This window comes from Erwinia tracheiphila (assembly GCF_021365465.1).
Classification (GTDB): domain Bacteria; phylum Pseudomonadota; class Gammaproteobacteria; order Enterobacterales; family Enterobacteriaceae; genus Erwinia; species Erwinia tracheiphila.
The window spans coordinates 1,009,524-1,032,287 of record NZ_CP089932.1 but is presented as its reverse complement, the minus strand read 5'-3'; the positions used below and the strand labels follow the sequence as shown (position 1 = coordinate 1,032,287).

18 protein-coding genes, 3 tRNA genes, 4 rRNA genes and 2 pseudogenes are annotated in these 22,764 nt (G+C 50.7%); 13 read left to right on the top strand and 14 right to left on the bottom strand.

Annotated features, from left to right (window positions below):
• Window positions 1-130: 130 nt before the first annotated feature.
• Window positions 131-367: pseudogene (locus LU633_RS05220) on the bottom strand (integrase core domain-containing protein); the annotation flags it as partial.
• Here LU633_RS05220 and LU633_RS05215 point away from each other — a divergent pair.
• From LU633_RS05215 to LU633_RS05195, 5 genes and pseudogenes are all read left to right on the top strand, one after another.
• A complete protein-coding gene (locus LU633_RS05215) occupies window positions 341-628 on the top strand; it encodes a hypothetical protein (protein ID WP_152664259.1) in 288 nt (95 codons plus the stop codon). The pseudogene LU633_RS05220 and the gene LU633_RS05215 sit on opposite strands and share 27 nt — an antisense overlap.
• Before the next feature lie 8 nt (window positions 629-636).
• On the top strand, window positions 637-1,851 hold the full coding sequence (locus LU633_RS05210; protein ID WP_046371879.1) for an IS91 family transposase: 1,215 nt from the start codon (window positions 637-639) through the stop codon (window positions 1,849-1,851).
• Window positions 1,852-2,109: 258 nt separating this feature from the next.
• A complete protein-coding gene (gene tnpA, locus LU633_RS05205; protein ID WP_046372210.1) occupies window positions 2,110-2,547 on the top strand; it encodes an IS200/IS605 family transposase in 438 nt (145 codons plus the stop codon).
• A 156-nt stretch (window positions 2,548-2,703) separates the two neighbouring features.
• Window positions 2,704-3,815 (top strand): annotated as a pseudogene (locus tag LU633_RS05200) (IS256 family transposase).
• 189 nt (window positions 3,816-4,004) lie between these two features.
• Entirely contained in the window at window positions 4,005-5,045 is a 1,041-nt protein-coding gene (locus LU633_RS05195; protein ID WP_046371791.1) for an IS481 family transposase, read from the top strand.
• 327 nt (window positions 5,046-5,372) lie between these two features.
• Here the strand turns inward: LU633_RS05195 and LU633_RS05190 are convergent.
• From LU633_RS05190 to gmhB, 8 genes are all read right to left on the bottom strand, one after another.
• A tRNA-Asp gene (locus tag LU633_RS05190) sits at window positions 5,373-5,449 on the bottom strand.
• Window positions 5,450-5,560: 111 nt separating this feature from the next.
• Window positions 5,561-5,676 (bottom strand): 5S ribosomal RNA (gene rrf, locus LU633_RS05185).
• 29 nt (window positions 5,677-5,705) lie between these two features.
• A tRNA-Thr gene (locus LU633_RS05180) sits at window positions 5,706-5,781 on the bottom strand.
• A 55-nt stretch (window positions 5,782-5,836) separates the two neighbouring features.
• Window positions 5,837-5,952, bottom strand: a 5S ribosomal RNA gene (gene rrf / locus LU633_RS05175).
• A gap of 203 nt (window positions 5,953-6,155) precedes the next feature.
• Window positions 6,156-9,058, bottom strand: a 23S ribosomal RNA gene (locus tag LU633_RS05170).
• Between the two features lie 202 nt (window positions 9,059-9,260).
• A tRNA-Glu gene (locus LU633_RS05165) sits at window positions 9,261-9,336 on the bottom strand.
• 72 nt (window positions 9,337-9,408) lie between these two features.
• A 16S ribosomal RNA gene (locus LU633_RS05160) occupies window positions 9,409-10,950 on the bottom strand.
• Together the 16S, 23S and 5S rRNA genes with 3 tRNA genes alongside form the textbook arrangement of a ribosomal RNA operon.
• 399 nt (window positions 10,951-11,349) lie before the next feature.
• Window positions 11,350-11,910, bottom strand: a complete 561-nt coding sequence (gmhB, locus tag LU633_RS05155) for a D-glycero-beta-D-manno-heptose 1,7-bisphosphate 7-phosphatase (protein ID WP_016190311.1) — start codon at window positions 11,908-11,910, stop codon at window positions 11,350-11,352.
• 180 nt (window positions 11,911-12,090) lie between these two features.
• Between gmhB and metN the strand changes: the two genes are divergently transcribed.
• The 6 genes from metN to proS all read left to right on the top strand — a co-directional run bounded on the left by metN (window position 12,091) and on the right by proS (window position 17,691).
• On the top strand, window positions 12,091-13,122 hold the full coding sequence (gene metN, locus LU633_RS05150) for a methionine ABC transporter ATP-binding protein MetN (protein WP_016190312.1): 1,032 nt from the start codon (window positions 12,091-12,093) through the stop codon (window positions 13,120-13,122).
• Window positions 13,115-13,768 (top strand): methionine ABC transporter permease MetI, encoded by a 654-nt coding sequence (locus LU633_RS05145; protein ID WP_016190313.1) that lies wholly within the window; start codon window positions 13,115-13,117, stop codon window positions 13,766-13,768. The genes metN and LU633_RS05145 overlap by 8 nt, the downstream gene beginning before the upstream one ends.
• Window positions 13,769-13,798: 30 nt before the next feature.
• Window positions 13,799-14,614, top strand: a complete 816-nt coding sequence (locus LU633_RS05140) for a MetQ/NlpA family lipoprotein (protein WP_016190314.1) — start codon at window positions 13,799-13,801, stop codon at window positions 14,612-14,614.
• A 140-nt stretch (window positions 14,615-14,754) separates the two neighbouring features.
• On the top strand, window positions 14,755-15,159 hold the full coding sequence (gene rcsF, locus LU633_RS05135) for an Rcs stress response system protein RcsF (RefSeq protein ID WP_016190315.1): 405 nt from the start codon (window positions 14,755-14,757) through the stop codon (window positions 15,157-15,159).
• Window positions 15,156-15,863 carry a tRNA (N6-threonylcarbamoyladenosine(37)-N6)-methyltransferase TrmO gene (tsaA, locus tag LU633_RS05130; protein WP_016190316.1) on the top strand — a complete coding sequence of 236 codons (708 nt, stop codon included), beginning with the start codon at window positions 15,156-15,158 and terminating at the stop codon, window positions 15,861-15,863. Before rcsF ends, tsaA begins: the two co-directional genes overlap by 4 nt.
• 109 nt (window positions 15,864-15,972) lie before the next feature.
• Window positions 15,973-17,691, top strand: coding sequence for a proline--tRNA ligase (gene proS / locus LU633_RS05125; protein WP_016190317.1), 1,719 nt, complete (start codon window positions 15,973-15,975; stop codon window positions 17,689-17,691).
• Between the two features lie 389 nt (window positions 17,692-18,080).
• Here proS and arfB read toward each other — a convergent pair whose 3' ends face one another.
• Together arfB and LU633_RS05115 are read right to left on the bottom strand one after the other, a co-directional pair.
• The gene (arfB, locus tag LU633_RS05120) at window positions 18,081-18,500 is read right to left on the bottom strand and encodes an alternative ribosome rescue aminoacyl-tRNA hydrolase ArfB (RefSeq protein ID WP_016190318.1); all 420 of its coding nucleotides are present in this window, start codon (window positions 18,498-18,500) and stop codon (window positions 18,081-18,083) included.
• On the bottom strand, window positions 18,497-19,051 hold the full coding sequence (locus LU633_RS05115; RefSeq protein ID WP_016190319.1) for a YaeQ family protein: 555 nt from the start codon (window positions 19,049-19,051) through the stop codon (window positions 18,497-18,499). Before LU633_RS05115 ends, arfB begins: the two co-directional genes overlap by 4 nt.
• Window positions 19,052-19,180: 129 nt before the next feature.
• Between LU633_RS05115 and LU633_RS05110 the strand changes: the two genes are divergently transcribed.
• Entirely contained in the window at window positions 19,181-19,381 is a 201-nt protein-coding gene (locus tag LU633_RS05110) for a YaeP family protein (RefSeq protein WP_016190320.1), read from the top strand.
• Window positions 19,368-19,631: a Rho-binding antiterminator gene (gene rof, locus LU633_RS05105; RefSeq protein ID WP_016190321.1), complete on the top strand. Its 264-nt coding sequence runs from the start codon at window positions 19,368-19,370 to the stop codon at window positions 19,629-19,631. Before LU633_RS05110 ends, rof begins: the two co-directional genes overlap by 14 nt.
• Window positions 19,632-19,775: 144 nt before the next feature.
• Here the strand turns inward: rof and tilS are convergent, their stop codons facing one another.
• From tilS to LU633_RS05090, 3 genes are all read right to left on the bottom strand, one after another.
• The gene (tilS, locus tag LU633_RS05100) at window positions 19,776-21,116 is read right to left on the bottom strand and encodes a tRNA lysidine(34) synthetase TilS (protein WP_016190322.1); all 1,341 of its coding nucleotides are present in this window, start codon (window positions 21,114-21,116) and stop codon (window positions 19,776-19,778) included.
• Between the two features lie 58 nt (window positions 21,117-21,174).
• A complete protein-coding gene (locus LU633_RS05095; RefSeq protein WP_016190323.1) occupies window positions 21,175-21,564 on the bottom strand; it encodes a VOC family protein in 390 nt (129 codons plus the stop codon).
• Between the two features lie 208 nt (window positions 21,565-21,772).
• Window positions 21,773-22,591 carry a prepilin peptidase gene (locus LU633_RS05090; protein WP_040465428.1) on the bottom strand — a complete coding sequence of 273 codons (819 nt, stop codon included), beginning with the start codon at window positions 22,589-22,591 and terminating at the stop codon, window positions 21,773-21,775.
• Between the last annotated feature and the right edge of the window lie 173 nt (window positions 22,592-22,764).

Below are 22,764 nucleotides of genomic sequence, written 5' to 3'. Positions count from 1 at the left end.
AATTTTATTCAACATCATATAATTTTTTCTGAAACTCATTCCGTTGATGAAACAGGATAATTATACATAAGATGTACTAGCTCAGACCTGATCTGACAGTTACCGGTTATTTATACAGGTGTCTGTCAGATTACATCTGGTTCAGATTTTTTTCTGCCCAGACTCGTTTACCATCAAGTAACGTGGCCATTGGCGTACGCCCGCAGCACATTTTTCCCTGATGAGTTCGCTCATTATTGTAATGCCACAACCAGTTGTCCAGATCCGTTTGCAGGCTCTCCAGGTCTTCGTATAACTTCTTACGGAACGTAACCTGATAAAAATCCTGCAAAATAGTTTTATGGAAGCGCTCGCAGATGCCATTCGTCACTGTGTCCACCTGGGGCCACAGTTTTTCCTCGATACACACTTCGACCCGCCTCTCGTCTGCATCATCCGCGGCTTTGAGCCGCCTGACTCACCCGACGGCGATGTCGTCCTTGAGTCCATGCCAGCCGATGTGTTTATTATCGCCACAGAATCCGGCATGCTGCCGGTGACCTTCGCTCCCTGGGATAAACACACCGACAACTGGGCCGATGACTGTGACGACTGGCACTATAATACCGGTGCCACTGCAGAGCGATAATCCGCCGCATGTATATCCCGCGCCCGGCAAAACTGCTGTTCACCACTGATGACGCCTGGAACCGGTATATGGATAAACACGGGGACACCCTCAGCCCCTGGACCGTACTCTGCGTCGAGCGCATGCTCGCCTGCGGCACTGCTGCCATGGGGGTGAAGCGATACTGCTGCGCCTCCCCGGACTGCACCCACACCCGCTTCTTCTGCCAGACCTGTAAATCAAAAGGCTGCAGCTCCTGCGGACATAAGGCCACGGAGCAGTGGATTACAGAGCAACAGCAAATTCTGCCCGACTGCGACTGGCAGCATATCACCTTCACCATGCCCCATCTGCTGTGGCCCTTTTTCAACAATAACTGGCCTCTGCTCAATGCCCTGTTCCGCGCAGCCACCCGCGCCATGCTCCGCTGGGCCAGAAAACAGGGTGTGGAAGTCGGTATCTTCTGCGCCCTGCACACCTACGGTCGCCAGCTCAACCAGCATCCCCACATTCATCTCTCCGTCACCCGCGGCGGGCTTGATATTAAACACGGCGTATGGCGCGACCTCTTCTTTAAAAAGCATGCCGTGGAGGAAATCTGGCGCGGAGCCGTCATCCGGCTGCTGCGCCACAGCTATGACCTGATTAACCCCGGCAGGCTGCCGGGGCTGGGGCATATCCACGACAAAAAACAGTGGCTGCGCTATCTGCAGGCGCAGTACGGGCGCCGCTGGAAGGTCCACTTCGCGAAGAAGACCCGGGGGGCCTGGCGGAGCGTCAAATATCTGGGCCGGTACCTGAAACGGCCCCCCGTGTCGGCGGCGAAGCTGAGGCACTACAGCGGCGGCGCGGTGGTGCACCACTATTACGACCACCGTACGCAGCAGTACCGGCAGCAGACGCTGACGCAGGAAGATATGATCGGACGTTATATCAGCCATATCCCGGCGAAGCATTTTAAGATGGTGCGTTATTACGGTTTTTTATCAAACCGTAAACGGGGTAGCCTGCTGCCGAAGGTGTATGAAGCCCTGGAGATGGAAGCGCGGAAAAAACCGGAGAAGCCCGGCTTCGCCGCGCTGATGAAAGAATTTCTGCGCACGGATCCGTACAAATGCATTCTGTGCGGCAACCGACTGCGCTTCAGCAGTGCGCAGGCCGGGAGGCACGCGTCGGAGTTGGTGGCAGAAAGACTGCATAACATCGACCGGAAACGATGGCTTCTGGCACAGACTGCGGGATAAGTGCGTCTGAAAAACAGCTTTCAGGTTAAAAACGCGCCGCAAATGCCATTTTATGACCATAACGTTCCCGATGGCACATCATTACTGCATTACAGACACTGCTGCTCATGGTCAGGAAATTTTTAAAACGATGATTCAGTTTCCTAACCATGAACACCACCTCCTGTGGAGGTGGTCAGCAATAAGTTGGCTCTGCCAGTCATGCTACTCATGGGAAAATCCGAATCTGTTATCCCCATAACTCCCAGGGATTTAACCATGAGCAGATTCCAGAAAGCATCTCATGTGCTCTGGTGTTGTCAATATCATATCGTATGGACACCCAGGTACCGGTTTCGCATCCTTAGTAACAATGTTGGTAAAGAGGTCTGTAAGCCGATAAGGATCTCAGGTGAGCAGCCCGGGATAGAAGTAGTGGAGCTGAATGTCCAGACAGACCATGTCCGTTTGCGGGTAAAAGTGCCTCCACGGCTTTCGATTTCCCATGTAACAGGCGGCTTAAAGGGTAAAACAGCCCTTCGATTGTTCAGTAAATTTCCCTGCTTGCGTAAGAACAAGCAGTGGGGGAATGATTTTTGGGCAAGAGGTTATTGTGTCGATACCGGAGGTATAAACGAAGAAATGATAATAAAGTACGTGAAGTATCAGGAAAAACATGAAGTTGAAGAGAGCCAGCTTCCACTGAAAGAAGTGTGAAGGGAAGGCTCTCTGAGTCTGGACTTAGTGCGCCCCTGTGGGGCGAAATCAATGGCACCTGCTATGCAGGTGGTTTTTTACAAAAGAGACTGTAATTAAAATTGTGTAATTGCCTGTTTTTGATATGTTCACTCCAACAATGGAGACAGGCAAATTATGGACGACGAGAAGAAACTTAAGGCCCTTGCTGCTGAACTGGCCAAAGGCCTCAAAACTGAGGCCGGCCTTAATCAGTTTTTCCGCATGCTCACGAAGCTGACCGTTGAAACGGCACTCAATGCAGAACTGACTGACCACCTCGGGCATGAGAAAAATGCCCCTAAAACCGGCACCAATACCCGCAACGGCTACTCTCCGAAAACGCTGCTGTGCGACGACGGTGAAATCGGGCTAAACACGCCGCGCGACCGGGAAAATACCTTTGAACCTCAGCTGATTAAGAAGAATCAGACGCGTATCGAGCAGATGGACAGCCAGATTTTATCCTTGTATGCCAAAGGCATGACCACGCGGGAAATCGTCGATACGTTCAAAGAGATGTACGATACTGATGTGTCACCGGCCCTGATATCAAAAGTCACGGATGCCGTTAAAGAGCAGGTCGCCGAATGGCAGAATCGCCAGCTGGATGCGCTCTATCCCATTGTTTATCTGGACTGTATTGTTGTTAAGGTTCGTCAGAATGGCAGCGTGATTAACAAAGCGGTGTTCCTGGTCCCGGGCATCAATACCGAAGGCCGGAAAGAGCTTCCGGGGATGTGGCTGGCTGAAAATGAAGGTGCAAAGTTCTGGCTGAACGTGCTGACGCAACTTAAAAATCGCGGCCTTCAGGACATCCTGATTGCCTGCGTGGGGTGTGGAAGGACTACAAAGCGGTCACGGGCGGGCTGAAAACCGTTTATCAGGCACCAACAGAAGCGGCCGCACGGATGGCGCTGGATGCGTTCGCCGAAGAATGGGATGACAAATATCCACAAATCAGCAAAAGCTGGCGTGCGCACGGGGAAAACCTCAATACGTTCTTCGGCTATCCGTCTGACATCCGAAAAGCTATCTACACCACGAATGCCATTGAGTCGCTGAACAGCGTGATCCGGGATGCCATCAAGAAGCGGAAGGTGTTCCCGACTGACGACGCAGTGAAAAAGGAGGTGTGGCTGGCAATCCAGTCGGCATCGAAAAAATGGAGTATGCCGATCCAGAACTGTCGGCTGGCGATGAGCCGCTTTATTATTGAGTTCGGTGACCGCCTGAGCGTTCACCTTTGACGTGGTGGCAGTTACACAGAATTATTTACAGGGTCTTACAAAATGCGCCCAGCAGACACTGTAAAAGTGCTGCCTGCTCCATTTAAGTGTATTAGTCGCGACTTGATCTGACACTGGACCTTGAAAGGTTGAGAGTTACCGGTTTTGATATGGGTGTCTAATCCTTAAACAAAACGCGAGGTAACTCTCATGATTCATACTAACAATCCCATCATCAAACACAAAGCCGGCCTGCTCAATCTCGCCGAAGAACTCGGTAACGTATCAAAAGCCTGCAAGATCATGGGCGTGTCACGCGACACGTTTTACCGTTATCAGGAACTGGCTGCTGAAGGCGGCATCGATGCGCTGATTAACCAGAACCGCCGCGTCCCCAACCTGAAGAACCGCGCCGACGAAGCCACTGAACGCGCTGTTGTTGAATATGCCGTTGAGTTCCCGGCCCACGGGCAACACCGGACCAGTAATGAGCTGCGTAAAAAAGGCGTGTTTATCTCCGGTAGCGGCGTGCGCTCCATCTGGCAACGGCACGACCTGGAGAACTTCCGTAAACGCCTGAAGGCACTTGAGGAAAAGGTCGCCAGAGAAGGCATCGTGCTTACCGACGCTCAAATCGCAGCGCTGGAGAAGAAGGCCCACGATGACGAGGCCAGCGGAGAAATCGAAACTGCTCACCCGGGTTATCTCGGGTCGCAGGACACCTTCTACGTGGGCAATCTGAAAGGTGTGGGTCGTATCTACCAGCAGACGTTCGTGGATACGTACTCGAAAGTGGCACACTGCAAGCTGTATACGAGTAAAACGCCGATCACCGCCGCAGACCTGCTCAATGATCGCGTACTGCCGTTCTACGAGGCTCAGGGACTGCCGATGCTGAGGATCCTGACCGACAGGGGAACGGAGTACTGTGGTAAGGTGGAGCAGCATGATTACCAGCTGTATCTGGCCATCAACGATATCGACCATACAAAAACGAAGGCGATGTCTCCGCAGACGAACGGCATCTGCGAGCGCTTCCATAAAACTATTTTGCAGGATTTTTATCAGGTTACGTTCCGTAAGAAGTTATACGAAGACCTGGAGAGCCTGCAAACGGATCTGGACAACGGGTTGTGGCATTACAATAATGAGCGAACTCATCAGGGAAAAATGTGCTGCGGGCGTACGCCAATGGCCACGTTACTTGATGGTAAACGAGTCTGGGCAGAAAAAAATCTGAACCAGATGTAATCTGACAGACACCTGTATAAATAACCGGTAACTGTCAGATCAGGTCTGAGCTAGTACAGGTAAAGTAACCACTTTTAAAAATCCTCGACACCACCCCGCCAACATATTCGCTGGATGCCTGTCTTCCCGCTCTTTGCATCTTCTACTTTGAGAACATTAAGACTTGATCCTTCTGGAACATACCTCAGGTACAATAACTTACAGGTTATATGATTGAATTTTACAGGTGCGTAGCAGACTACTCAGTATATTCTGAGAACGATTTTTGACAGGTTTTATAATTATACAAAAAAGCCCCGAGTATAAAACTCAGGGCTTATTTATAATTGGCGGAACGGACGGGGCTCGAACCCGCGACCCCCTGCGTGACAGGCAGGTATTCTAACCAACTGAACTACCGCTCCACCGATTCTTTACTGAGTTCAGACTTTTATTTCTGACCCGGATGTTTCTTACCTTTCGTATCTTTTGAAAGGCACTTAAAATACAGCTATCGCTGTATCTTCTTGTATGATGCCCGGCAGTTCCCTACTCTCGCATGGGGAGACCCCACACTACCATCGGCGCTACGGCGTTTCACTTCTGAGTTCGGCATGGAGTCAGGTGGGACCACCGCGCTAAAGCCGCCAGGCAAATTCTTTTATTATACACGCTTATGTATGGTGCTGATACCCAGATTCGAACTGGGGACCTCACCCTTACCAAGGGTGCGCTCTACCAACTGAGCCATACCAGCGCATTTTCTTTATTTTTGATAAACGGAACAATCACGTTTATCAGATTTGTATGATGCCCGGCAGTTCCCTACTCTCGCATGGGGAGACCCCACACTACCATCGGCGCTACGGCGTTTCACTTCTGAGTTCGGCATGGAGTCAGGTGGGACCACCGCGCTAAAGCCGCCAGGCAAATTCTTTGTGCCCTGTCCCGTGCCTTTTGTGCTGATATCGCCTCGCTCAGTCACATACCCATGTATGCTCCTTACCGCCCTCTCAGCGCAAAACCCTTCGGAATCATCTCCGCAGAACAGTGCTAAATTCTTCTGTCCGTCACAAGCTGAATACCGATCGTGTCGTCTCTCAACACTCACCAGAACGCCTCTGGCGTTGTAAGGTTAAGCCTCACGGGTCATTAGTACCGGTCAGCTCAACGCATCGCTGCGCTTACACATCCGGCCTATCAACGTCGTCGTCTTCAACGTCCCTTAAGGTGGCTTTAAGCCACAGGGAGAACTCATCTCGGGGCAAGTTTCGCGCTTAGATGCTTTCAGCGCTTATCTTTTCCGCACTTAGCTACCGGGCTGTGCCACTGGCGTGACAACCCGAACACCAGCGGTGCGTTCACTCCGGTCCTCTCGTACTGGGAGCAAACCCCCTCAATTCTCCAGCGCCCACGGCAGATAGGGACCGAACTGTCTCACGACGTTCTAAACCCAGCTCGCGTACCACTTTAAACGGCGAACAGCCGTACCCTTGGGACCTGCTTCAGCCCCAGGATGTGATGAGCCGACATCGAGGTGCCAAACACCGCCGTCGATATGAACTCTTGGGCGGTATCAGCCTGTTATCCCCGGAGTACCTTTTATCCGTTGAGCGATGGCCCTTCCATTCAGAACCACCGGATCACTATGACCTGCTTTCGCATCTGCTCGCGCCGTCACGCTCGCAGTCAGGCTGGCTTATGCCATTGCACTAACCTCCTGATGTCCGACCAGGATTAGCCAACCTTCGTGCTCCTCCGTTACGCTTTGGGAGGAGACCGCCCCAGTCAAACTACCCACCAGACACTGTCCCCGCGCCGGATCACGGCGCAAGGTTAGAACACCAAACGTTAAAGGGTGGTATTTCAAGGATGGCTCCACACGAACTGGCGTCCGCGCTTCAAAGCCTCCCACCTATCCTGCACATCAAGGCTCAGTGTTCAGTGTCAAGCTGTAGTAAAGGTTCACGGGGTCTTTCCGTCTTGCCGCGGGTACACTGCATCTTCACAGCGAGTTCAATTTCACTGAGTCCCGGGTGGAGACAGCCTGGCCATCATTACGCCATTCGTGCAGGTCGGAACTTACCCGACAAGGAATTTCGCTACCTTAGGACCGTTATAGTTACGGCCGCCGTTTACCGGGGCTTCGATCAGGAGCTTCGCGTTGCCGCTAACCCCATCAATTAACCTTCCGGCACCGGGCAGGCGTCACACCGTATACGTCCACTTTCGTGTTTGCACAGTGCTGTGTTTTTAATAAACAGTTGCAGCCAGCTGGTATCTTCGACTGGCTTCAGCTCCGGGAGCACGTCCCTTCACCTACGCGCCAGCGTGCCTTCTCCCGAAGTTACGGCACCATTTTGCCTAGTTCCTTCACCCGGGTTCTCTCAAGCGCCTTGGTATTCTCTACCTGACCACCTGTGTCGGTTTCGGGTACGATTCTCTGTTGCCTGATGCTTAGAGGCTTTTCCTGGAAGCAGGGCATTTGTCACTTCAGCACCGTGGTGCCTCGTCATCACGCCTCAGCCTTGATTTTCCGGATTTGCCTGGAAAAACAGCCTACACGCTTAAACCGGGACAACCGTCGCCCGGATGACATAGCCTTCTCCGTCCCCCCTTCGCAGCAACACCGAGTACGGGAATATTAACCCGTTTCCCATCGACTACGCCTTTCGGCCTCGCCTTAGGGGTCGACTCACCCTGCCCCGATTAACGTTGGACAGGAACCCTTGGTCTTCCGGCGAGCGGGCTTTTCACCCGCTTTATCGTTACTTATGTCAGCATTCGCACTTCTGATACCTCCAGCATGCCTCACAGCACACCTTCCACGGCTTACAGAACGCTCCCCTACCCAACAACGCTTACGCGCCGCTGCCGCAGCTTCGGTGCATGGTTTAGCCCCGTTACATCTTCCGCGCAGGCCGACTCGACCAGTGAGCTATTACGCTTTCTTTAAATGATGGCTGCTTCTAAGCCAACATCCTGGCTGTCTGGGCCTTCCCACATCGTTTCCCACTTAACCATGACTTTGGGACCTTAGCTGGCGGTCTGGGTTGTTTCCCTCTTCACGACGGACGTTAGCACCCGCCGTGTGTCTCCCGTGATAACATTCTGCGGTATTCGGAGTTTGCATCGGATCGGTAAGCCGGGATGGCCCCCTGGCCGAAACAGTGCTCTACCCCCGCAGATGACTTCACGAGGCGCTACCTAAATAGCTTTCGGGGAGAACCAGCTATCTCCCGGTTTGATTGGCCTTTCACCCCCAGCCACAGGTCATCCGCTAATTTTTCAACATTAGTCGGTTCGGTCCTCCAGTTAGTGTTACCCAACCTTCAACCTGCCCATGGCTAGATCACCGGGTTTCGGGTCTGTACCCTGCAACTTAACGCCCAGTTAAGACTCGGTTTCCCTGCGGCTCCCCTATTCGGTTAACCTTGCTACAGAATACAAGTCGCTGACCCATTATACAAAAGGTACGCAGTCACACCACGAAGGTGCTCCCACTGCTTGTACGTACACGGTTTCAGGTTCTGTTTCACTCCCCTCGCCGGGGTTCTTTTCGCCTTTCCCTCACGGTACTGGTTCACTATCGGTCAGTCAGGAGTATTTAGCCTTGGAGGATGGTCCCCCCATATTCAGACAGGATAACACGTGTCCCGCCCTACTCTTCGAACTCACAGCATGTGCACCTTCGTGTACGGGAGTATCACCCTGTACCCTGCGACTTTCCAGACGCTTCCACTGATGCACAAGCTGATGATGGTTCCGGGCTCCTCCCCGTTCGCTCGCCGCTACTGGGGGAATCTCGGTTGATTTCTTTTCCTCGGGGTACTGAGATGTTTCAGTTCCCCCGGTTCGCCTTGCAGCACTATGTATTCATGCTGCAATGATGCACAAGTGCACCGGGTTTCCCCATTCGGGTATCGTCGGGTATCGCGGTTCATATCACCTTACCGACGCTTATCGCAGATTAGCACGCCCTTCATCGCCTCTGACTGCCAGGGCATCCACCGTGTACGCTTCGTCACTTAACCTCACAACCCACAGGCGTCCACAGGACGCATGCCGTTGCAGGCATTGAGAGACCGTACATGTCATCACGCCATTCCTGTTACCCAGAATGACAACAACATGTCGTTTCAATTTTCAGCTTGTTCCGGATTGTTAAAGAGCAAATATCTCAAACATGACTTCCCACCAGGGTAAGCCAGTTTTGAGATACTCTAGACATAACTTTGGCGTCCCCAAGGGGATTCGAACCCCTGTTACAGCCGTGAAAGGGCAGTGTCCTTGGCCTCTAGACGATGGGGACTCAGTATGGTTACGCTCGTTACTTTTCTATCAGACAATCTGTGTGAGCACTGCGCATGAAGCTATCTTATGCTAAGGAGGTGATCCAACCGCAGGTTCCCCTACGGTTACCTTGTTACGACTTCACCCCAGTCATGAATCACAAAGTGGTAAGCGCCCTCCCGAAGGTTAAGCTACCTACTTCTTTTGCAACCCACTCCCATGGTGTGACGGGCGGTGTGTACAAGGCCCGGGAACGTATTCACCGTGGCATTCTGATCCACGATTACTAGCGATTCCGACTTCACGGAGTCGAGTTGCAGACTCCGATCCGGACTACGACGCACTTTATGAGGTCCGCATGCTCTCGCGAGGTCGCTTCTCTTTGTATGCGCCATTGTAGCACGTGTGTAGCCCTGGCCGTAAGGGCCATGATGACTTGACGTCATCCCCACCTTCCTCCGGTTTATCACCGGCAGTCTCCTTTGAGTTCCCGACCAAATCGCTGGCAACAAAGGATAAGGGTTGCGCTCGTTGCGGGACTTAACCCAACATTTCACAACACGAGCTGACGACAGCCATGCAGCACCTGTCTCACAGCTCCCGAAGGCACCAAAGCATCTCTGCTAAGTTCTGTGGATGTCAAGGCCAGGTAAGGTTCTTCGCGTTGCATCGAATTAAACCACATGCTCCACCGCTTGTGCGGGCCCCCGTCAATTCATTTGAGTTTTAACCTTGCGGCCGTACTCCCCAGGCGGTCGATTTAACGCGTTAGCTACGGAAGCCACACCTCAAGGGCACAACCTCCAAATCGACATCGTTTACAGCGTGGACTACCAGGGTATCTAATCCTGTTTGCTCCCCACGCTTTCGCACATGAGCGTCAGTCTTTGTCCAGGGGGCCGCCTTCGCCACCGGTATTCCTCCAGATCTCTACGCATTTCACCGCTACACCTGGAATTCCACCCCCCTCTACAAGACTCCAGCCTGCCAGTTTCAAATGCAGTTCCCAGGTTAAGCCCGGGGATTTCACATCTGACTTAACAGACCGCCTGCGTGCGCTTTACGCCCAGTAATTCCGATTAACGCTTGCACCCTCCGTATTACCGCGGCTGCTGGCACGGAGTTAGCCGGTGCTTCTTCTGCGGGTAACGTCAATGCCGCTGGTTATTAACCAGCGTCCCTTCCTCCCCGCTGAAAGTACTTTACAACCCGAAGGCCTTCTTCATACACGCGGCATGGCTGCATCAGGCTTGCGCCCATTGTGCAATATTCCCCACTGCTGCCTCCCGTAGGAGTCTGGACCGTGTCTCAGTTCCAGTGTGGCTGGTCATCCTCTCAGACCAGCTAGGGATCGTCGCCCAGGTAGGCCGTTACCCTACCTGCCAGCTAATCCCATCTGGGCACATCCGATGGCAAGAGGCCATAAGGTCCCCCTCTTTGCTCTTGCGAGATTATGCGGTATTAGCCACCGTTTCCAGTGGTTATCCCCCGCCATCAGGCAGTTTCCCAGACATTACTCACCCGTCCGCCACTCGTCACCCAAAGAGCACGCTCTTCTGTGCTACCGTTCGACTTGCATGTGTTAGGCCTGCCGCCAGCGTTCAATCTGAGCCATGATCAAACTCTTCAATTTAAAGTTTGATTTGCTTCAACTCGTGAAGCAGTGCTCAAGGAAAACGTCGTAATGAATTACGTGTTCACTCTTAAGACTTGATATTTTTGCATCCGAAGATGCCGATATCTATCCTGCGAGTGCCCACACAGATTGTCTGATAAATTGTTAAAGAGCGGTGCGGTCAGTGCTTTCGCTTCCTGCCGCGAGGTCGCGTATACTACGCTTTCCTCCTTCAGAGTCAACCACTTTTACGCAGCTTTTCTCCGGCGGTTCAGCTCGCTTAACCTCTCAACACGGCGGCATCGAAGCCGTTGTTCCGTGTCAGTGGTGGCGCATTATAGGGATGTTCGCCTGGAAGGCAAGCATAAAAATAAAATTTTTAATCATTTGCTAAAACTTCGTCCAAAATACGACTTTTTAGCCTTTTTTAATCCTTGCAGGTAAGTCTGCTAGGCTATTAATCACCCAATCTGCCACTTTTTCTCCTTCTTCAGTAACCGTTTTACCAGTACGAACTAATACACTTTTTCCAACGCCAGCTGCTCTTCCCGCCAGAACATCATCAATTTTGTCACCGACCATAAAGGATGCAGCCAAATCGATATTAAGTTCTTTCTGCGCGGAGAGCAGCATTCCGGGTTCAGGTTTACGGCAATCACACTGCTGGCGATATTCTTCCAGAGCAGCGTCAGGATGATGCGGGCAGAACCAAATTCCGTCGAGGTCCACATCTCTGTCAGCCAGAGACCAGTCCATCCACTCTGTCAGCTGCGTAAAAACAGCTTCTGTAAAAATACCTCGTGCAATACCGGACTGGTTAGTCACTACTATCAGGGCGTAACCCATTTTCTTAAGTTCTTGCAACGCCTCAATGACGCCGTCAATAAACTGGAAGTTATCGATTTCATGGATATAACCGTGATCGACATTTATTGTGCCATCACGATCCAAAAAAATTGCGGGAACTTTATCGACCACTTAGAAACTCCTGCTACAAATATCGCCATAGTGTATTGCATTATTGTGCACATAACGAGAATGGCAGTTTAGATGACGTTGATTGATTCAGACGTCTGGATGCCTTAACATCCAGTCGCGTTCCAGCCTGTTTCGAATGCACTAAAATTAAACACCTCGATAATCGCATTACCTGGAAAAATGATAAAACTCTCACACATCACAAAAGTATTCCGCCAAGGTACCCGGACCATCTCCGCGCTATCTGATGTCAGCCTTGAGGTTCCGGCTGGACAAATTTACGGCGTTATTGGTGCATCGGGCGCAGGTAAAAGTACGCTAATACGCTGTGTCAATTTGCTTGAACGCCCAACGTCCGGGAACGTGCTGGTTGATAATCAGGATTTAACGACGTTGCCCGAAAGTAAGCTGACGCTTGTCCGCCGACAAATCGGTATGATTTTCCAACACTTCAATTTGCTAAACTCCCGCACTGTGGCGGGCAACGTCGCATTGCCTCTTGAGCTGGAAAAAATGTCCAGATCTGACATTAAAATGCGTGTCAATGGGCTGCTAGAACTGGTTGGCCTCGCCGATAAACATGATTCCTGGCCCGCCAACCTTTCTGGCGGTCAGAAACAACGCGTGGCCATCGCCCGCGCACTGGCCTGTAATCCTAAGGTTTTATTGTGTGATGAAGCAACCAGCGCACTCGATCCCGCCACAACACGTTCTATTCTGGAATTGCTGAAAGACATAAACCGCCGATTGGGTATAACCATTTTGTTGATTACGCATGAAATGGATGTGGTCAAACGTATTTGCGATCGCGTTGCCGTAATTAGTCACGGCAAGCTAATTGAGCAGGATACGGTGAGTGAAGTCTTCTCTCATCCCAAAACGCCTTTAGCCCAGCAGTTTATCCAGTCAACACTGCATCTGGATATCCCTGATGATTACGCTGCACGTCTGGTCGCTGAAGCCAGTCCGGGCCGTGTTCCTTTATTACGACTTGAGTTTACGGGTAAATCGGTAGATGCGCCTCTGCTTTCCGAGGTAGCCCGCAAATTTAATGTAAATAACAACATTATTAGTGCACAGATGGATTATGCGGGTGGCGTTAAATTCGGCATCATGCTGGCCGAAATGCACGGTACAGACGCGGATACCCGAGCATCGATCGATTTTATGAAAGAGCATCACGTTAAAGTTGAGGTATTGGGCTATGTCTGAAGCAATGATTATGCTGCTTTGGCGGGGGGTATGGGAGACATTAGTCATGACGTTTGTCTCCGGTTTTTTTGGGTTTGTACTTGGCCTGCCTTTGGGCGTGCTTTTGTATGTCAGCCGTCCCAAACAGATTGTTGAAAACCGCGTGCTTTATCGTTCACTTTCAGCACTGGTCAATATTTTCCGTGCCATTCCTTTTATCATTTTATTGGTCTGGATGATTCCGTTTACACGATTGATTGTTGGAACCTCAATAGGCCTACAGGCCGCTATCGTACCTTTGACCTTTGGCGCTGCGCCATTTATCGCACGCATGGTGGAAAATACACTATTGGAACTGCCCACAGGATTAATTGAGGCATCTCGGGCTATGGGCGCCACACCCACGCAGATTGTGAGAAAAGTTTTACTACCGGAAGCACTGCCTGGGTTAATTAACGCTGCCACCATCACGCTGATCACGCTGGTAGGCTATTCAGCAATGGGCGGGGCCGTAGGTGCAGGCGGCCTGGGACAGATCGGCATACAATATGGTTATATCGGTTACAACGCTACAGTGATGAATACGGTATTAGTGTTGTTAGTGATTTTAGTGTATTTAATCCAGTTCTGTGGCGAACGCATCGCGCGTGCCGTCACGCATAAATAAACAACCATACGTTCTGATTAAGGAAGGGATATGTCTTTTAATTTCAAAACATTTGCCGCTGTGGGTGCGCTAGTTGGTATGCTGGCGCTGGTAGGTTGCGATCGGAAAGAAAAAGATCCTAATCATATAAAAGTTGGCGTGATCGTGGGATCTGAGCAGCAAATTGCTGAAATAGCCAAGAAAGTAGCAAAAGATAAATACGGTCTGGATGTTGAACTGGTCACTTTCAACGATTACGTTCTGCCCAATGAAGCACTCAGTAAAGGTGATATCGATGTAAACGCTTTCCAGCACAAGCCTTATATTGAGCAACAGATTAAAGATCGTGGTTATAAGCTGGTTCCGGTCGGTAATACTTTCGTTTATCCAATCGCAGGCTATTCCAAAAAGATCAAATCCCTTGATGAACTGCAGAACGGTGCGCAAGTTGCTATTCCTAACGATCCTACCAACCTGGGGCGCTCTTTGCTTCTGTTGCAAAAAGAGGGACTGATCAAATTAAAAGACGGGGTAGGCCTGCTGCCAACTTCGCTGGACGTTGTGGAAAACCCGAAAAATATTAAGCTGGTAGAACTGGAAGCACCTCAGTTACCCCGCTCTCTGGACGACCAGCAGATCGCTCTGGCAGTCATTAATACTACGTATGCCAGCCAGATCAACCTGACGCCTGCAAAAGATGGAATCTTTGTCGAAGACAAAAATTCACCATACGTTAACCTGATTGTGTCGCGCGAAGATAACAAAGATGCTGAAAACGTGAAGAAATTTGTACAGGCTTATCAGTCGGATGAAGTAAACGACGCCGCAAACAAAATTTTTAACGGTGGTGCAGTAAAAGGCTGGTAATTCTGTATTAAAATCCTTTAGTTGCATCATTTTACTGTGGGCGGGCGAAAGCCCGCTCTGGCAGGTTATTAGACCTTGTTATTTACGTCCAGGCTTGTTTCAATAGCACCAGTATGATTACCCAACATAAGGACTTTTCCATGCGTGTCTTATCGCTCTGTCTGTTAGCCCTTTCACTGACAGGGTGCTCGTTGCTGCATAAACCATATAAACCTGTGGAACCTTTCAAACAGCCCGCGCAGACAGTAACAGAACAAACTAAACCTGCACCTCGCCCGGCTCCGGTAAAACTGTACACCAACACCAGCGAGCTGATGAACGGGCCCTTTCGCGATTTAGGTGAAGTCCACGGTGAAGATTGCCAGAGTAACCGTGAAAGCTCACCGCCCAGCATCAGTATTGCACGCAAGCGCTTACAAACTCATGCAGCAAATATGAAGGCGAATGCAGTGTTAGTGCATCACTGTGAAATAGTCAGTAGAGCGCAAGGGTGTTACCGCCAGGCTGTGTGTGAGGGATCCGCCCTGAAGGTGACACAGCAATGAGTTCATTTTCCTTCCAGCAAATCGGTATTATCCGCTCTCCCTGGAAGGAGAAGTTTGCCGTACCCCGCCAGCCGGGTCTTATTCAGGACGGTGGGGGGGAACTGCATTTACATTCACCCTACAATCAGGCGGATGCAGTTCGTGGACTGGAAGCTTTTAGCCATATATGGCTGTTGTTTATCTTTCATCACACTATGACGGGCGGCTGGCGGCCTACCGTTCGTCCGCCCAGACTCGGTGGCAACACCCGTGTAGGTGTTTTCGCCACCCGCTCCACATTTCGCCCGAATCCCGTTGGCATGTCGCTGGTTGAACTGCTTGGTGTCCGTCTGGAAAAAGGCGCGGTAATACTTGAACTGGGTAGCCTCGATCTGATTGATGGCACACCAGTTATCGATATTAAACCTTATCTGCCCTTTGCTGAATCACTTCCTCAGGCACAGGCAGGCTTTGCCCAGCAGGCACCTATGTCCGACATGCCGGTTATCTTTTCACCTGAAGCCCAATGGCATATTGCTCAACAACAACACAGATATCCTCATCTTGAACGTTTTATTCGTGAAACCCTCGCTCAGGATCCTCGTCCGGCATACCGCAAAGGTGAATGTGCCGAACGGGAATATGCCGTCTGGCTGCTGGATTTCACCATTCGCTGGCGTGTTACCGATTGTGGAACGCTGGTGACAGGTATTGACAGCCGTTAATTTATCTTCCGGCATCTTTTGACTCTCCTGACTCGCTGATACACTAGCCACCAGTCATTTCCTTGCGGGTTTAATTTTTAAGCTTTCTGTTTAACTGGGATCGTAACTCATGCGTACTACTCAATATTTGCTCTCCACTTTCAAGGAGACACCTGCCGACGCTGAAGTCATCAGCCACCAGCTGATGCTGCGCGCAGGAATGATCCGTAAACTGGCCTCTGGCCTTTACACCTGGCTACCCACCGGCCTGCGCGTATTGAAAAAAGTTGAAAATATCGTGCGTGAGGAAATGAATAACGCTGGTGCGATCGAGATCTCCATGCCTGTTGTACAACCCGCTGATTTATGGCAGGAAAGTGAACGCTGGGAACAGTATGGCCCCGAACTGCTGCGCTTTGTTGATCGTGGCGGCCGCCCTTTCGTTCTTGGTCCGACACATGAAGAAGTCGTCACCGATCTGATCCGCAACGAACTTAGCTCATACAAACAGCTGCCGCTGAATGTATTTCAGATCCAGACAAAATTTCGTGATGAAGTACGGCCCCGTTTTGGTGTAATGCGTTCACGCGAATTTGTGATGAAAGATGCCTACTCTTTTCATACTTCGCACGCGTCTCTTCAGGCCACCTATGATGATATGTATCAAGCCTACAGCAAGATTTTCAGTCGTATGGGGCTGAACTTCCGTGCTGTCCAGGCGGATACCGGCTCTATTGGCGGAAGTGCATCACATGAGTTTCAGGTGCTGGCACAAAGCGGAGAAGATGACATTATTTTCTCAACGGATTCTGACTACGCGGCCAATATGGAACTGGCTGAAGCCGTCGCACCTGCGGCAGGGCGTGCAGAGCCTACCCAACTGCTAACCGAAATTGATACGCCAGATGCAAAAACTATCGCAGCGTTGGTTAAGCAGTTCAATCTTCCCATTGAGAAAACGATCAAAACGTTGCTGGTTAAAGCAACCAAAGAAAGCGGCCACGGGCTTGTTGCCTTGCTGGTGCGTGGCGATCATGAGTTGAATGAAGTTAAAGCCGAGAAAATCGATATTGTTGCTTCTCCCCTGACGTTTGCCAGTGAAGAAGAGATTCGGGCGGCTCTTGGTGCAGGTCCGGGGTCACTGGGTCCATTCGGCCTGACTCTGCCTGTTATCGCCGATCGAACCGTTGCCCTCATGAGTGATTTTGTTGCGGGGGCAAATAAAGATGATAAACATCTCACCGGAATGAACTGGCTGCGTGACCTGCCATTACCGCGCGTGGAAGATATTCGTAACGTGGTAGAAGGCGATGCCAGCCCGGACGGAAAAGGCACGCTGCTGATCAAACGCGGTATCGAAGTGGGTCATATCTTTCAGTTAGGCAGCAAATATTCAGAAGCGATGAACGCCGCAGTGCAGAATGAAGATGGCCGTAACCAAACGCTGACAATGGGCTGCTATGGTATTGGCATCACCCGTATTGTTGCGGCAGCCATTGAGCAGAATTACGATGACAGGGGAATTATCTGGCCTGATGCGCTGGCCCCTTTCCAGGTTGCGATTTTACCCATGAATATGCACAAATCTTTCCGCGTGAAAGATCTGGCGGAAGACCTCTATCAGCAGCTGCGCACAAAAAGCATTGACGTTATTCTGGACGACAGGAAAGAGCGACCTGGCGTAATGTTTGCCGATATGGAACTGATCGGCGTACCGCATATGGTTGTTATCGGCGAACGTAACCTCGACAATGAAGAAGTGGAGTATAAGTCCCGCCGTGAAGGTGAAAAGAGAATGATCAAGACGGGTGAAATCATTGATTTCCTGCTCCGTGAAATAAAAGCCTGAAAATAGTATCGGCGGGCTTCCCGGCCCGCCAGCTTAATAATGCTTCATGCAGCAAGCCCCCTCGGGACGGCAATAAATAGCTGAACCAATTGGATGAACAGCACTTAACATCCTCTTAGCGGCTAGTGAATTTCCGGCGATATGACTTTCCATTCTGTCAGAAACAGCAAAGCATTGCGCGTTAATCCACAGAAATGGGGACTCATGCTGTCATCTATGCTTTATTACTTACGGCGGCATGACCACATCCGCCATCAGGAAAAGGGGGATTGTCACCATGAAGTTTGCCCGGTTACCACGCTCATTTTAACGGAGCCTGAGGCGTCCGTCAGATGCGCCACTCGCTAACCAGAATAAAACGCAGACAGGCACACCTGATTGCCTCAAGACTAATCCCGGCCATGATGCAGTTCTCCACGTAGTGGCTTAACGGCAGATTTACGAGCCATGGACTCCAGTCGACGCAGCTTCGGTGCCTTTGTTGGTCTCGGCACATGACGGGTTTTCTCCACTACGGTGAGTTCCTTAATCAAATTCTCTAACCGCTTCAGTGCCGCTTCGCGGTTCATCTCCTGACTGCGATATTCCTGAACCTTAATAATCACCACACCCTGAATGATCAGGTGATGGCTGGCAGCCAGAAGACGCTCTTTGTAAAAAATCGGCAGACTGGAAGCGTGAATATCAAAACGCAGGTGGATAGCCGTGGCACTTTTATTAACATGCTGACCACCATTCCCCTGCGCCCGAATTGCCGTCAGCGCCACTTCATCATCAGGAATTGTCACACTATGCGAAAGCACAATCATGCAATTTTGCCGCCTGTCAGCCAGTCGCTAAAGCGTAACTCAAGGTGTTTATGCTCATTGCAAAGCCAGATCGTACCGTCCTGCACCGTCGCCTGCAGGTTCATTGAACGTGAAGCCAAACCTGCCAACGCCAGCAGTTGCTCATCGTCAAGGAAGCGTACGCTCAGATTATGCTGTTGGGCCAGCTTAAGTTGATTCTGTTGCCACCAGATCTGAGCTGCACGAGCGTTATAGGCATATAACAAAACCCTGGCTGCGCGGTTGCATGCTTTTTTTATGCGGCGTTCATCGGGCAACCCGAGCTCTATCCAAACCTCAATACCGTTATGGTCATTCATTCGCCATATTTCTGGCTCATCGTCAGCGCTCAGACCACGAGTAAATACCAGTCTTTCATCTGCGTTAACCAGCCAGGCCAGCAAACGAAGCATCAGTCGCCCTTCCGTTTCGGAAGGATGACGAGCCAGCGTTAAATTGCTGTCGATAAAAACGTGCCTGTCCATATCGGCAATGTTAATGCCTGCTTTATATATCGTCGCTTTGAGTGCCATAGGGTTCCTTATAGTGTTCACCTGCTATTGTAACCCGTAAAAACAGCAAATCACTCGCCACTGGGCTGATTTCACGTAAATTCCTGTGTTATAGTCGTCCAATTACCAGAGAAAATCTTGAGGTGCAGGGTGCAAAAGTATTGCGAATTAGTTCGCCGCAAGTACGCCGATATTGGCAGCGGTGACCTGGGATACGTGCCAGATGCGCTGGGTTGTGTACTCAAAACACTTGATGAGGTTGCGGCCAATCCTGAGCTACACTCATCTATCAGGGAACAGGCAGCGTTTGCTGCTGCGAACTTATTGGTGAGCGACTATGTTAACGAATGAAGCCTACAAACCGATAAACTGCGACGACTACGATAACCTTGAACTTGCCTGTCAGAATAACTGGATACTCGGGCTGGTATTAAAAAATGGAGAAGAGCTTAACGCCGCGGCTACAGACATGGTCTCACGAAAAAACGTTGAGTATCTTGCTGTTGCGATTTATGGTGAAATGCGTGAGTTACGTCTGGATCACATCGCCCGTTTCAGTCACCCGGATTTAGGTACGGTCATCGTAAGCGAATCCGATTAAACGGACCGGGGCGGCCAGATTCGCCCCACCCTTCACTGAACATCTTTGAAAAAACTCATCGAAGCCCTCTCCAGCTTTGTTAATCATCAACCGGGCAAGCAACTGTCTTGAAAAAAGCGGCACATCAGGCAGCCTTCCAGACTGTTACGCGAGATCGTGTTGCCAGCGAATTTGCCAACCTGGTTCAGTTCCGGGATCGCCTTCGCGGGTTACAAACACACCGACTGCGGCAATTAAGCAATCGTTATAGAAAATCATCGGAATACGTCCACGCTGCCACGGTGGGATCGCCGACTCCTGCAATATTTTTTTTAGAGATCGCCCCCCCGCACGCCCAACAATATGAAATTTTCCGTGGGCCTGAAAACGTATGGTAACCCTTTCCTGCATGAGGGGCGGACGGACTATTACACTCTGAGATGATTTATCTTCTTTTGTTCCCCTGGCACTGTAAGTCGTTCTCACTAGCAATCCCCCTGAAACGGACAGCGCCAGCGATTTTTGTTGGGGTGGCCACTCAATCTCAACGTCATGGCAAGAATGACACAATTCAAGCCAGTAAAGCCGGTCACGATAGCGGCGGATTTCATTCCCGCCTAACCGTAAACGAGGCTCTGCATCTTCCCGACTACAGGCTATCTCATGCCAGATTCGTAGCAGCGCATCCCTGGAGGGCATGAGTCCCTGCTGACTGGCAATCCAGCGTCTAATCAATGCGCTTCGCCTGGCCTCACTCATCTTCATCATCGGTCCGATAGCAAGCGATCCCCTATCATCTATCAAAGCATTGAGCGATTCTGACAGGAGTTCATCCAGCAGCTGTTCCTGCCCGGCACACAGGGCCGCACTGCGGGCAACCGACTGTGAAAAATGTGGCCAGCGCGAGTTGAGTAGCGGCATTACTGCCTGACGAATAAAATTGCGGTCATAACGTTGGTTCTGATTGCTGTCATCTTCGGTCCATCGCAGATGATGCTCTGCCGCCCACTTTTCCAGTTGAGACCGGGAAAAGTCCAGTAAAGGACGCAAATGCAAGTAACGTCCAAGCTTCCCGCTGGCTGACATCCCGGAAAGCCCGGCCGGACCGCTCCCCCGCTTCAAGGCCAACAGCAGGGTTTCACACTGATCGTTTTGATGCTGGGCAGTGAGGAGAACCTCACCAGGCTGTAAATTCTCAAGAAATGCCTGATAACGGGCATCCCTTGCCGCTGCTTCAACCCCTTTTCCCCGCGTATCCAGCCGTACGTGAACCACCTTAAATAAAACCTGCCATTCGGCACACTGTTGCTGGCAATGATTAACCCAGCTATCAGCATGCGCATTCAGCCCATGGTGTATATGAATAGCCCGCAGATGGATACCAGGTAACTGCTGGCGCAGGCAAACAAGTTGATGCAACAGCACCGTAGAATCGAGGCCACCACTGTACGCGACCAGCAATTGCTGGTGTTCATCAAGTTGCTGTTGAAGATTAAGCAATGACATGAAAGTTCCAACAGGAAATTAAATCACACAGACCATAGCGGGCCCAGCACACCCTATTTTACGCTTCATACAGTTCAAGCGGCAAACCATCAGGATCGCAGAAGAAGGTGTAGCGTTTACCGGTCAGTGGATCAATACGTACCAGTTCACAAGTAACATCGTGCTGCGTGAGGTACAACCTGGCAGCCTCAACATCGGCCACACTGAAAGCCAGATGGCGCAAACCGCAGGCTTCTGGTCGATCCACACGTTCAGGCGACTGGGGAAACGAAAAGAGTTCAATACTGTACTGTCCATGCAGTGCAAGATCACCTTTCCACGAGTCACGCGTCTCACGATACATTTCACTCATCAGAGTAAAACCCAGGATACCGCAGTAAAACTGCTTACTGACCTCATACTGGCTGGCAATGATAGCGATATGGTGGATTTGCTTAATTGCTAACACGGTAATTCCTTAATATTTTCAATAATTCGCCAGTGGCGGTTATGCTTCCCCTGCACAGCGCCTGCTTTGCCGCTGCCAGAAGAATGTCACCTCGCATCGGGTCATATTACCGGATAGCGCGTCTTAATATCCTACTCAGGCCAGCCATATTGAATCTTCAGATAGCAGTCCGCTAGCGGATTATGCTCTGTATAACAAAAAGAATGTCTTATCCTGTCGTGATGGGTGTTATCAGAAACCACCAGCCCGAGAGTGCCAGCCACGGGCCGAAAGGCAAAAGTTGCCCCTGTTTCCTTTTTCCAAACAGATAAAACAGCAGATGAACAGATACACCCAATAAAGCAGCACATAGCATAATACGGGGCAACGATTGCCAACCACACCATGCTCCAAGAGCAGCAAACAGTTTGAAGTCGCCATAGCCCAGTCCCTCCTTGCCACGTATTATTTTGAAGATCCAGTAGACCATCCATAATGCTAAATACCCCGATAATGCCCCCACTACGGCATCATGCAGCGATACGACTGCCCCATTCAGATTTATCAACAAACCCAACCAGAGTAACGAAAGTGTCAGGTTGTCCGGTAGTAACATACATTCCAGATCGATTAAGGCAAGCAGGAGCAGTACCCAGCCACACAAGATCAGGGCGATTGCGGTGATCCCCGGCGGACAGTGCAACGCGACCCAACCACTGCTGACAGCGGCTGTCAGCTCCGTCAACGGATAACGCCAGCCAATTCGGCGCTGACAATGATGACAACGCCTGTGCAGCCATAACCATCCCAGCAGTGGAATGGTGTGATAAAAAGCCATAGCTCGCAGACAAAACCGGCAATGAGCACGTGGAGAGAAAAGACTCACATATGTGCACCAACGCCTTTGTTTCGATAGCAATCCGGGCAAATTATCTGCTTCTGTCGCCGCCTCAAGATGCAGCATCATTGGCAATCGGCATGCCAGGCAACTTATTACGCTACCGGCAATTAATCCGGCGATGTACACTAACACTGGCCACAATTCCATTCTCACCACACTCCTTCTTCTCTCTTATGGTCGACTTACTCTTTGATAAAAATCATATTTTTTCCTGTGTCGACACGCCATTCGTTGTTAGCGACATTATTGACTGGCCTGTTAGTTGTGTTCAGGCAGTTCAACTTATATGAACAAATAGGGTCGTTGATTCCATTCGGGTG